This is a genomic window from Neoakkermansia glycaniphila (assembly GCF_001683795.1).
Lineage (GTDB): Bacteria > Verrucomicrobiota > Verrucomicrobiia > Verrucomicrobiales > Akkermansiaceae > Akkermansia > Akkermansia glycaniphila.
On the sequence record NZ_LIGX01000002.1, the window covers coordinates 215,527 to 227,903 of the forward strand.

Sequence of the window (12,377 nt, forward strand, 5' to 3'; positions counted from 1 at the left end):
GGAAGGTATAAATAAGGGCGCTTGGATAATATATCAGCCCTTTTGCCATCTCCACCTGTCATGACAATCAACCTTCGACATGCTGCCCTCTCCTGTGCCATTCTGGCCTGCATGGGCGGATCAACCCTTGCCCAACCGCCAGCCGGCACGGCCGCACCGCATGACACGGCGCCTCTGCCCGGCGCAAAGGAAACCGCCATGCGGCAATTGACGCATCGCCTGCTGGGCAACAGGGCGGACGATTTCGCCTTCGTCATCGACCCGTCCCTGCAAAACGAAGCCACGAGACGGATCGGCATTATCCGCACGCCCGAAGGTAAAATCCGCATTTCAGGGGCGGATACCATCAGCCTCGCTTCCGGCCTCAATCTGTACCTCAAACATTTCGCCCATGCCCACGTTTCATGGGCGCATGACCAGCTGCACCTGCCGAAAGAGCTGCCGGGGCCGGACAAAATCGCGTATTTCGACAGCCGCCAGCAGCATGCCACGGCTTTCAACTATTGCACATTCAACTACACGATGGCATGGTGGGACTGGCCGCGATGGGAACGTGAGCTGGACCTCCTCTGCCTCTACGGCGTCGATACTCCCCTAGCCATCATCGGCACGGAAGAAATATGGCTCCGCGTCCTCCAAAGATTCGGCTACACGCGTGACCAAGCCCGCACCTTCCCCACCGGACCAGCCTACACCGCATGGTGGCTGATGGGCAACTGCCAGGGCATCGGCGGCCCCGTCTCGGAAGCATACGTGCAATCGCGAGTCGAACTCCAGAAAAAGATACTGGCCCGCATGCACGAACTCGGCATGCGGGCCATCCTGCAAGGCTTCGTCGGCCTGGTGCCGCTCGACTTCGCAAACAAAAACCCGGGGGCACGGCTCCTGCCCCAAGGCAGCTGGTGCGGCGTACCCCGCCCGCCCGTCCTGCATCCGGACGATCCTCTTTTCGACCGCGTCGCCGAAGCATGGTACGAAGAGCAGGCCAAACTCTACGGCAACAATTCACGCTTTGCAGGGGATCTGTTCCATGAAGGCGGCAATGCCCGCGGCATCGACGTACCCCGCATGGCAGCCAAAGTCCAGGATCTCATGCGCCGCAGCCACCCTGATGCCGTCTGGATGCTACAAGGCTGGAGCGGCAATCCTTCCCCCGCCTTGCTGAAAGGGCTGGATCCGGAGCACGCCGAAGTTGTCGAACTCTGCGGGGAGTTTTTCCGCAACTGGGAGAAAAACAACGGATTTTCCGGAAAACCTTGGTACCTGTCCACCATCGTCCAATATGGCGGCAATGTCGGCCTGCATGGCCGCCTGCCCGCCATCTGGCACAATTTCCTCAAGGCGAACCGCTCGGGTACGCCCCCCATCGGCATCGGCCTTACATGGGAAAGTACGGGAGTCAACCCTGTCGTCGCGGATCTCGTGACCGATCTGCCATGGAACCGCCGCTCCGATTGCCTCGAAACATGGATCGGGCATTATGCCGACCGGCGCTACGGCGCCGCATCGGACGGCCTGCGGCAGGCATGGCTGCTGCTGCTGCGCTCCGCCTATGGAGAATTCCCCAACCACCGCAGGCCCACGGAATCCATCTTCTGCGCACGCCCCGGCACGGATGTGCGCAAAGTCTCTCCGTTCGCCGCGTCCGTGCAGCCGCCCTACAATGTGGACGATATCCGGAAAGCTCTGGAACTGCTGTACAGCGAGCGGGTGCGATGCGGCCACACTCCGGCCTACCGCCACGACCTTGTCGACGTAGCCCGGCAATTCCTCGCCGGCTTCGGACTGCAAGCCTACCGCACCATGATGCAGGCCGATGCACGCAAGGATCTTCAAACGTTCGACAAACAGGCGAACCTCTTCCTCTCTCTGCTGGATATGCAGGATCGCCTGCTCGCCAGCGAAAAGGATTTCATGCTGGGCCCGTGGCTTCAGGCCGCACGCGACATTGCGCCACAGGGAGAACATGACCGGTTCGAACAGCAGGCCCGGAATCTCGTCTCAGTCTGGTTTCCCGACGGGCAACCGTCCAGCCTGGCCGACTACGGATGGAGGGAATGGAGCGGACTTCTGTCGCATTACTGCAAGCCCCGCTGGCAGGAGTTCATCGCCTACCGCCGGGCCCTGCTGGAAGGCAAACAGGCCTCGCCTCCCGACTTTGCCGCCATGGAAAAGAACTGGGCACTCCAAACCACCGCCACGGACAGTTACCCGCTGGAACCGTCGGGCGACAGCATAGCCATCGTCGGAGACATTGTCAGAACATGGATTCCCTTATGGGAAAAAAGCGGTTACAGGCCTCCTGATACCACTCAGCCTGCTCCTGAAGAATCCGCAAACGAGGCGCGGTAACTTGCCCGCACCTAGCGACCGTCATTCGAAGCCGCCGCTTTCACTAGGCGGTGATCCATCGGCACGAAAGACAAATGCGCAAGAACCGTCAAAGCCGATTCATAACGCTTCCTGTTCTCATCAAACGTATTCCATGCGGCATCCAGATCATCCTTGAGCTCAAAACCGAGGGAAGCAAGATGCCTGCACACGGTATTGAAATCATCGCGCACCACATCCGCTACTCCATCATTCTGCGGCAGGCAATAACGGATGGGATTGGATTGCGCCACCCTCGTCATCGAATAAATGCCTTCCTGCAGGCATGACTTCGCCCCGTGCACATGTTGAGGCTGCAATGCCGATGCTGCGAAATTGGCGGCATCCAGCACGGCCTGTACGACGACCACCCACGATTGCCCCGTTCGAGTGGAAGGAGTGAACAGCAACACGGGCGAATCGCAGTGCGTATCGCCGATCATGCGGATATAGTCTTCCCACTGGAGCCAGATTGCGGACATGGAATTCTGCAGATCGAACCGCACGACCCATCGGTAGAACGACTCGCAATCGGGCGACTGGTTGGTTCGGGCATACAGGCAGGCGGCATGATCTTCCCGCTGCTGCACGGCGGACTGGTACCCCGGAATGAACGTAATCAGGAACACGACCACACCCAACCCGAAGCCGCCTTCGATGATGGAAATCACCTCTCCGCTCACCATGTGCGGCGTATAGAATCCCAAGGTACTCAAAGCCGAACCGCTCGCCAGACAACTGTTCGCCAGAGACGCTTCAGCACCGACACTCCAGTAAATCAGCGCGAACCCGAACAGCATGATGCCGAAATACGCCAGAATCATGCCGAACAGGAACAAGGGGCTGAACCAGTAAAGCCGCTTCTGCAGCGTCACATAACCTCTCCTGTCCGAGAGGAAAAGCCTGTACAGGCCGTAAATCGTCCGGGAGATCGTCCGGGAAATGAATTCCGACGACGGATAATTCATGAACGCCACCTTGGCTCCTGAACGCACCACGGCCAGAATCAACACGACTCCGAGCGAGAACAAAACAATTTTCCATGCAATTTCCATAAGCAGGCAGATTCCATAACAGAAGGCGAACAGGACGGTTGAATCACATTCCCATACGCTGCTTCTATTGTTTTCAACACCTGCCGGTCATCAAACGTTGAACACTTTCACTAACAAGATGATTGAGCCATGCCCTGTACACAACACCCCCGTTCATCGAAAGAACGCTGCCTCCCGGGAAAGAAAATGCCGCCGGACACATATCCCGCGGCATTCGTTGCGATGGTCAAGGCTTATGCACGGCTACGGTCTCCGTCCTGCCATTGACACGCACCCTGGCCGAACGAACCGAAGGAGATGTCAGGCGGTACCCGGTCACCCGTCCGTCCTTCCAGTCCACATCCACCGTGATATTGCCGCGAGCTTTCAGCCCTTTGACCGAACCGTCTTTCCATGCCGAAGGCAACGCCGGAAGAAGCTCCACCGTATCGGCATGGGATTGCACGAGCATCTCCGCCATACCGGCAGCAATGCCCAGATTGCCGTCGATCTGCATCGGCGGATGCGTAGCAAACATACTCTTCATGATATTGTGCCGCAAAAGCCCCTGCACCATGGCATAGGCACGGTCTCCCTCCCGCAGCCTCGCCCAGAGATTGGCCCTCCATGCCCATGTCCATGAACGGCGGGCATCTCCTGCCGTTCCCCGGTCGATCAGCGACAGCCTTGCGGCTTCCGCCCATTCGGGAGTCTTCTCTGCGGAAATCCAGCACCCCGGATACACGGCAAACAAGTGCGACGTATGCCGATGCCCGGGATTGCCTTCCCGGTCGATCATCCACTCCTGCAACCTGCCCTTTCCATTCACCACAGGCTTCGCCAGCAGATCGCGCTTCCGGCGCAGCTCCCTCGCCCAATCCCTGTCCTTCCCGAGAACATCCGCAGCCTGCGCCGTATTGGAAAAAAGCTCCCACACAATCTGCTGATCGTGAGCCACGCCGTCTTCACGACGCTCCGGCTGCTGCTCGGGGGACCAGCCGAGAGGAGCCACCAGAGTGCCTTTCGGCAAACGCTTCAACTGCTCCAGCATCTTTTCGCGCGGCACATCCTTGTACTCCGTTTGAAAATTGGCGCCTCCGGCATCCAGCTCCTTCAGGGAATCCTCCCAGAAATGGCAAATTTCCTTCATCAGCGGATAGGCCTCGCGAGCGAGGAACTCCCTGTCCTGCGTAAACAGGTAATGCTCCCACAGATGCAAGGCATACCATGCGGAAGCGGGCGTATTCCAGCTGAAACCCTGCCCGCCGAACGCGTTCTGGGCCGTCCGGGCCGTCCAGCCGCGCACAGGGCCGCCGCCGATAGCCTTGAAATGCTTGCGGGTAATCGGACCTGCCACCTTGGACGTCTCGCGGATGAATTCCATCAGAGGCTGGCTGCACTCCGAAAGATTGGTTGTCTCGGCTGGCCAGTAGCACATCTGGACATTGATATTATTATGGTAATCAGAATCCCACGGCGGAATCAGACTGTAATTCCACAAACCCTGCAAATTGGCGGGCAGACTGCCCGGCCGTGAAGAAGAAATCAGCAAATACCTGCCGAACTGGAACAGCGCGGCCTCCAACTCGGGATCCCGGGGAGAAACATTGCCGTCCACGGCCTTTCCGTAAACCGCCAGACGTTTGTCAAGAGGAAGCTGCCGCACCGAGGAATCGGAAACGCCGAGATCCAAAACCACGCGGCCATACAGAGACCTGTAATTGTCCACATGCCTCTTGCGGAGCTCATCAGCAGATTTTGCCAAAGCATCTTTCACCCGGCGTTCCACGAGACGCGACGGAGCTTCTCCGCGCCAGCCGCAATCGGCGTTCAAGGCATAATCCGTACCCAGAGACATCAGAAGGCGGTAAGACTTCGCACCCTTCAAAACCAGCCTGTTTCCCTCGGCAGCAATCGTACCGCCCTTGCAGGTCAAGGCATACACGCCTTCATAGCGGAGTCCGTTCTTCAGTGTACCCGCCTGCCGTATCCAGCCCGTGCCGTCCCGGTCGACAGACACGGAAAACCGGTCTTGCGGATGCAGAGACGCCACCTCGAAATCCGCCGAAATACCTCGTCCGGAACTGCCGGAAGCGCTTGCCTCCATCACCATCACCTGATCCGGGAACGAAGCGAAATACTCCCGCCTCACCTTCGCACCGCCCGCCTCGCAGGATACATACGCCACAGCCTCCTCTAAAGAAAGCCCCCGGCAATAATCCTTGACTTCCTCATGCCCACGATAAGACACCGTCAATGTACCGAAAGGCTGGTACGAACCGAAAGTCAGGGAATCCGGCCCCTTGTGCTTCGACTTGTCTCCGACATCGCTCTCGGAACTGCCCGACCAGAGGCTGATCTCGTTCAGCTCCAGACGATCCGTCTGCGCCCCGCCGTAAATCATCGCCCCCATGCGGCCGTTCCCGATCGGCAAAGTATCCGAAGCCCATGAACCGTCGCCGGTGCCTCCCTGCGGGCGCGACGCCTTCCACACGGCCTCGCGGTCGAACCGTATCACATCGGCGGACTCCGCCCCTTCAACGCACGGCAGGATGACGCCGCAAAAGCACCATCCCAGCACGGCGAGATCAAACCATCTCATGGATTTCAGAAAAAATGGTTGATTACTTCGGCATCCTCTTGCCGGTAATACCCTTGTAAACATGCTCCGCCATAATGGCATGCCCCTCACCGTTCGGATGCACCTTGTCCGGCACCTTGGCACCCTGCCCGATCATCGGCGTATAGAGATCGATCACCTCGCACTTATTTTTGCGGGCCACCTTCTTGATGGCAGGAATCACCTCGCCCTTGATCACCGTATCGCGGATACCGTAATTCTCGGGGAATGCGGGCACTGGAAGCAGGCAATAGATCTTCGCCTGCGGATTGCTCGCCCTCAGCTCCTTGATCATCTTCTCGTAATCCTTGGAGAACGCGGCAGAGTTCTTCCAGTTCTGAGGCTTGGAATCATTGGTACCGAGAGCGAGAAGAATAATATCGCCTTCAATCTGCCGGGCAATCGTGTAATTTCCCTTCTTCGAATACGGACTGTCTCCGGCCTCCTGCAGCGTCGTGGCGCTGATACCGAGATTGTACACATCGTACTTGTCGCCCAGAGCATTCTGCAAGCGGGTGGACCAGCGCTCGGCCGGAGTCGTACCCGCACCGAACGTAATACTGTCCCCAATGCACACGACCCTCTTTGGAGGAGTAGCGCCCACAGCCTTGAACGCGAAATCGACAATCGCCGCCGGATTCTGCAGGCTATGGGGATGATGGCCGACACCCGGCTTGTGAATCACATGGATGGAACCGCCCAACTGCTTATACTTCTTCTCGACTACCGCCGTATTCTCCGCCACGGGCACCACATCGTCAGCATCGCCGACCACCGCAAGAATCGGCACCTTCGCCTTGGCCAGAGGAGCCAGCGTATCCACAGGATTCTTCTTGTAGGCCATTGCCTGCTCGGGCGTCAGTCCGTATACTTTGCACAGCCTCTCCCAGTCGCCGGGCGACCCTTTCCCCTGCCCCTTGCCGCCGGGCCAGCTCTTGAAATCGCAAACGGGAGCATCCACATACAGCCCAGCCACCTTGCCGGGATTCAGGGAAGCCCAGTTGAATGCAAACAGCCCTCCGCGGCTCAATCCTTCCAGCACCGGCTTCGGATCAAGCTTGTACTCCTTCACCATATAATCATGGTAGGCATCCATCAGCTTCATCGCATCCGGACAGCCGTACATATTCTCCATATTGATATAGCCGACATGGAACCCGCGCTTTGCCAGCTCAATATCCGCCATCGGAAACGCATTGAAAAACTCCGTCCTCCAAATCCACGGATTGCCCGGAAGCGCCTTCGCAGGCACGATCACCAGAGCCGGACGGCCTGCCACCGTAAAATCGAGCCGCTTCATGCCATTCCATACAGACTCCTTGGCAGGAACGGCTGCCACACCGGCCTTTTGAACGGAAACAGCCGAAGGCTCATCCCCCCAGACGGGCAGGCACAATAACGAACAAACGAGAAAGGAATATTTCATGGTTATCCACCCATACGAACACATCACGAAAAATCTTTCAGTATTTCTCTCCGCACCGCTTTTTTCTCATTCTTGCAAGATCGGAGCATCACCAACCGTACAAAAGGCATGTCGCCCTCTCCGTCCACAATCGGTCAAAGACTACATGTCGTCGATGCACTTCGCGGCTTTGCCGTCGTCGCCATCATGCTCGTCCACTTTCTGGAGCATTTCATCTACGACTCCTACCCCGTCTCCACTCCTCTCATGGCCTCCGTCAACCAGGGCATGAAAGACGCCTTCTTCTTTCTGTTCGCCGGGAAATCGTACACCATCTTCGCCCTTCTCTTCGGATTCACCTATGCCATCCAGTATGGCAACCAGCTCCGCAAGGGAAAAGACTTCAGCTGCCGTTTCGCCTGGCGGCTTCTGATCCTGGCCCTCTTCGCCTGCCTGAACGCCGTCTTCTTTCCGGGAGGGGATGTCCTGCTCACCTTCGCCATTGCCGGATTGATCCTCATCCCCCTGCGCAAACTGGGCATAGGAACCCTCGCCATGGTGGCAGTCTTCTTCCTCCTCCAGCCCCTCGAACTCGCCTATGCCGCCATCCAGTTCTTCCATCCCGAATGGACTCCTCCCACCGTCCTTGCCGCAAACGCGTATCCTTCACTGAAACCCTGCATCGACAACGGCGACTTCTGGGGCATGGCATGGAACAACCTCACGACCGGACAATATTCCAGCTTCGCCTGGGGAATCGATGCCGGACGCCTGATGCAGGCTCCCGGACTCTTCATCACAGGCTTCATCCTCGGCAAAGGAGGATTCTTCCATACAGGCAGGCGCAACACCGTCTTCTGGACGCGCACCCTGCTCGCCTCTGCTGCGGGCTCCTTCGTCTTCTACATAGCCATGATCCAGCCCGAACTGGGCGCCCCCCTCAAAACGGCCTTTACCATGTGGCACAACGTCAGCTTCAGCGGCATATGGGTCGCAGGCTTCGTCCTGCTCTACCGGACGGCCTACTTCCGCCAGCTCACCGACAGCCTCCGATACTATGGCAAAATGAGCCTCACGAACTACATCACCCAATCCGTCATCGGATCTCTGATCTTCTTCCCCTTTGCGCTGGGCCTCGCTCCGCACCTCGGATATGTGGCCAGTTTCGCCGTCGGAGTCGCCGCCATGCTCCTGCAGATACGCTTCTGCCGCTGGTGGCTTGGCCGCCACCGCTACGGCCCGCTCGAAGGAATCTGGCACCGCCTCACCTGGCTGCATGCACCAAACAAATAGCATGCAACGCCGCAACTCCACGCGCAACATGGCGCACATGCTCGCAGCTTGACTTGCCCGCACCCGCCATGTAAAATCCGTCGACCCATGTTTCAGGCCGCATATCTCCCCGAAAACTACTTCAGCCAGCACGACGTCGAAGACATCTTCGGCAACGGCGAAACATGTGAAATCGACCTCGGCTGCGGAGACGGCGGTTTCCTGCTGCAAATGGCCCGGCAATACCCGGACACCAAATTCCTCGGCATCGAACGCCTGCTCGGGCGCGTACGCTCCGTCTGCTCCAACGCGGAAACGGAACGCCTTGAAAACGTCCGCGTCCTCCGGCTCGAAAGCCGCTACTTCCTTGAATGGTTCATCCGGCCCGGCAGCATCTCGCGCCTGCATTACCTCTGCCCCGACCCGTGGCCCAAAACGCGCCACCACAAAAACCGCCTCGTACAGGACCACTTCCTGCCCGTCCTGCACCGTGCACTCGCGCCGCAAGGAGAATTCCTCTTCAAAACCGACCATGAAGAATACTACGAGTGGGTTCTTGAACACATGAACAACTCCCCCCTCTTCCGCAAACTCACCTGGGAGGAAAACGAATTCTACTACCCGAAAACCGACTTCCAGCTCCATTGGGAATCCATGGGCAAACACATCCACAGGGCCCGATTCGCCAAAACAGAACACACCGCACAAGCATGAGCTTCACCCTCCACAGCGTCGATCCCAGCGGAGCGCGGCTGGGCACCCTGCACCTGCCCCACGGCGACGTGCAAACCCCCATCTTCATGCCCGTCGGTACTCAGGGAACAGTCAAAACCCTCCACCCCGACGACCTCCACGCTCTCGGCGCCCAAATCATCCTCGGCAACACCTACCACCTCTCCCTCAGGCCGGGAGCCGAAACCGTACGCGACCTCGGCGGCCTCCACACCCTCTCCGGCTGGGACAAACCCATCCTCACGGACTCGGGCGGCTTTCAGGTCTGGTCCCTTGCCAAACTCCGCAAAATCACAGAAGAAGGAGTCCGCTTCCAAAACCACATCGACGGAGCCACCATGATGCTCACCCCCGAACGCTCCATGGAAATCCAGGCGCAGCTCGGCAGCGACATCGCCATGCTCTTCGACGAATGCCCACCCTACCCCTGCGACCGCCGCTACGCGGAAAAATCCCTCGGCTACACCCTCCGCTGGGCCCGGCGATGCAAACAATGGGTCGATGAAAACAACCCCGCATCGGGCAGCGGCAGGCAGAGCCACTTCGGCATTGTCCAGGGCTCCGTCTATGCCGACCTCCGCCGCCAGTGCGCGGAAGAACTCGCAGCCATGGACTTCGACGGCTACGCCATCGGCGGCGTCTCCGTCGGCGAACCGGAAGAGGAAATGCTCAAGGCCATCGAACACTCCGCTCCCTACCTCCCTGCAGACAAACCCCGCTACGCCATGGGACTCGGCACCCCCGTACAGCTCCTTGAAATGATCGAACGGGGAGTCGACATGTTCGACTGCGTCATGCCCACCCGCCTCGCCCGCCACGGCATCGCCATGACGCCCGACGGCCCCATCCACATCAAAAACAAAAAATGGGAAAAAGACATGCGCCCGCTCGATGTGGAAGGACACCCTCATGTCAACCGCTTCTCCCGGGCGGCCATACGCCACTTCTTCCGCTCCGGTGAAATACTCGCTTTAAGATTGCTTTCCTTTCAAAATCTGTCATTCTATCTCCGGCTCATGGCTCAAGCGCGAAGCGCCATCGCGGCCGGACAATTCGGCTCGTTCAAGCGTGCCTTCATTTCGCGCTACCAAGCAAACGACATATCATGAACGCAAACATCATCCTCGCCCAAATCGAAGGAGCTGCAACGACGGGAGAAGCTCCCGCAGCAGCAACTCCGGCCGCCCAGCCGGCCGCTCCCGCCAAAGATGCCAAGAGCGGCACCGTACAAACGACGGACAAACCGGCCGCACAGCCTGCGGAGGAAACCAATTTCCTCGGCAGCCCGCTCGTCATGTTCCTCATCATCGGCGTCCTCTTCTACTTCCTCCTCATCCGCCCGCAGCGTAAGCAGCAAAAGGAACAGCAGGCGCGCCTCAACGCCCTGAAAGTGGGCGACAGCGTCATCACCAACGCCGGCATCCACGGCGAAGTGCGCAAAATCGACGAACGCACCGTTGACGTACAAATCGCCAAAGACGTGACCATCACGCTCGAAAAAGCGGCCATCATCAACGTCAAATCGAAAGACTGACCCCCTTCACAAGGCAGCGGACAACACACGGTTCGCTGCCTTCTTTCTCCCCATTCCCTAACAGAACCATGCAAACCAAGTTCCGGCTCCGATCAACCCTTGCTGCATCGGTTCCCGCAACTTATTGCTTGATACTGGCCTCCTGCACCTTGAGGCCCGGAGATTATACCCCTGTCACCGACTCTACGGCATTCGGCCCGCACACCCTCCTGCACGACATATACTATTGCGGTTCCGATGCGCAAAACCACTACTTCGCCCGTGAAATGAAGCCATGGTGGGCTTCCCCCCACTACTTCAAAATCGACAAATCCCTCATCATCTACGAACGGGAAAAACCTTTCTCTCCCAAACGCGCCCAATGGGATAGCGTCCCTGCTCCTCCACGTTTCCTGAACGAAAAAACATCCGCCTGGCCTATACCTCGCCGCACCCCTTCTCCTGCCATCACCTCCTCGGCGACACCCTCCATTGAACGACTCTCTCCGCAAACCTGCATTTTCTTCACAACCAAACCCAAACAATGGGGTTATTACTTCATATGAGCATCCGTATTCTTCCGGCCATCATTCTATGCACACCGTTTCTTGCCTCCGCCGAGGCGGATAACGGCGCTCCGCCGCCTGCTCCTTCACCGGAAAATACATGCCGCCCGAACTGCACGCCGGTCCGGAAAAAACAGGCACAACGCATGGAACACATCGCCCTGTCTCTCTTCATGCGCCAACTGATTCTGGATAAATACGACACGGACGGCGACGGCATCCTGAACGACGACGAACGCAAAACCCTCCTCGCCGATGCCGACAAAGTACGAGACGAAGCACGCAGACGCTTCATCTCCCAGTTCGACCGGAACAAAGACGGCAAACTGGACGCACAGGAACAGGCTGAGCTGAAAAAAGCCCTCTCCCACCAGCACAAGCGGCATCAACGCCGTGGACAGCCGCACCCAGGCGGCCCGCCTCCCCCCCCGAACAGCTCCGGACGGAATGAACCTCCTCCGCCGCCCGCTCTCTATATACTGGCCCAAAAACTCCTGCTGGAAAAATTCGACGCCAACCGCAACGGAAAATTGGAACCGGAAGAATTCACAATCATCCGTCAGGAAGCGGACAAACTCTTACAGGCTCACCGTGCCACACTGCTGAAACGCTTCGATACCGACCAAAACGGATCTCTGGACAAAACGGAAACCGAAAACGCGCGCCGCACGCTGATACAGGAACGCGAACTCCATCGGGAAATCGACACCTCCGCCAAACAGCCGGACGAAATAGATCTCTTCCTTGATGCAAGGTACGACATGGACATCCTTCTCTCCCTCAACACCGCCGCAGCCCTCAAAAAACCCATCCGCCTGCAAGTGATCGACATTTCATTTCGCGGATGAGCCATTGTCAAACACAG

Annotated in this window: 10 protein-coding genes; 7 read left to right on the forward strand and 3 right to left on the reverse strand. The window is 58.2% G+C overall.

Annotated elements, in window-relative coordinates:
* Nucleotides 1-60 precede the first annotated feature (60 nt).
* Nucleotides 61-2,352 (forward strand): alpha-N-acetylglucosaminidase, encoded by a 2,292-nt coding sequence (locus AC781_RS01730; protein ID WP_067772465.1) that lies wholly within the window; start codon nt 61-63, stop codon nt 2,350-2,352.
* A gap of 11 nt (nt 2,353-2,363) precedes the next feature.
* Here the strand turns inward: AC781_RS01730 and AC781_RS01735 are convergent, their stop codons facing one another.
* The 3 genes from AC781_RS01735 to AC781_RS01745 all read right to left on the reverse strand — a co-directional run bounded on the left by AC781_RS01735 (nt 2,364) and on the right by AC781_RS01745 (nt 7,450).
* Nucleotides 2,364-3,425, reverse strand: coding sequence for a hypothetical protein (locus AC781_RS01735; RefSeq protein WP_067772468.1), 1,062 nt, complete (start codon nt 3,423-3,425; stop codon nt 2,364-2,366).
* A 226-nt stretch (nt 3,426-3,651) separates the two neighbouring features.
* A complete protein-coding gene (locus AC781_RS01740) occupies nt 3,652-6,006 on the reverse strand; it encodes a glycoside hydrolase family 95 protein (protein ID WP_172801734.1) in 2,355 nt (784 codons plus the stop codon).
* A gap of 22 nt (nt 6,007-6,028) precedes the next feature.
* On the reverse strand, nt 6,029-7,450 hold the full coding sequence (locus AC781_RS01745; RefSeq protein WP_172801735.1) for a GDSL-type esterase/lipase family protein: 1,422 nt from the start codon (nt 7,448-7,450) through the stop codon (nt 6,029-6,031).
* Between the two features lie 108 nt (nt 7,451-7,558).
* Between AC781_RS01745 and AC781_RS01750 the strand changes: the two genes are divergently transcribed.
* From AC781_RS01750 to AC781_RS01775, 6 genes are all read left to right on the forward strand, one after another.
* Nucleotides 7,559-8,722, forward strand: a complete 1,164-nt coding sequence (locus AC781_RS01750; RefSeq protein ID WP_067772474.1) for a DUF418 domain-containing protein — start codon at nt 7,559-7,561, stop codon at nt 8,720-8,722.
* An 87-nt stretch (nt 8,723-8,809) separates the two neighbouring features.
* Nucleotides 8,810-9,415: a tRNA (guanosine(46)-N7)-methyltransferase TrmB gene (trmB, locus tag AC781_RS01755; protein WP_067772477.1), complete on the forward strand. Its 606-nt coding sequence runs from the start codon at nt 8,810-8,812 to the stop codon at nt 9,413-9,415.
* A complete protein-coding gene (gene tgt, locus AC781_RS01760; protein WP_067772480.1) occupies nt 9,412-10,542 on the forward strand; it encodes a tRNA guanosine(34) transglycosylase Tgt in 1,131 nt (376 codons plus the stop codon). Before trmB ends, tgt begins: the two co-directional genes overlap by 4 nt.
* The gene (yajC, locus tag AC781_RS01765) at nt 10,539-10,967 is read left to right on the forward strand and encodes a preprotein translocase subunit YajC (protein ID WP_083076391.1); all 429 of its coding nucleotides are present in this window, start codon (nt 10,539-10,541) and stop codon (nt 10,965-10,967) included. Before tgt ends, yajC begins: the two co-directional genes overlap by 4 nt.
* Before the next feature lie 68 nt (nt 10,968-11,035).
* On the forward strand, nt 11,036-11,512 hold the full coding sequence (locus tag AC781_RS01770; RefSeq protein ID WP_141675680.1) for a hypothetical protein: 477 nt from the start codon (nt 11,036-11,038) through the stop codon (nt 11,510-11,512).
* Complete coding sequence (locus AC781_RS01775; protein ID WP_067772485.1) at nt 11,509-12,360, forward strand: EF-hand domain-containing protein; 852 nt, start codon at nt 11,509-11,511, stop codon at nt 12,358-12,360. The genes AC781_RS01770 and AC781_RS01775 overlap by 4 nt, the downstream gene beginning before the upstream one ends.
* Nucleotides 12,361-12,377 lie beyond the last annotated feature (17 nt).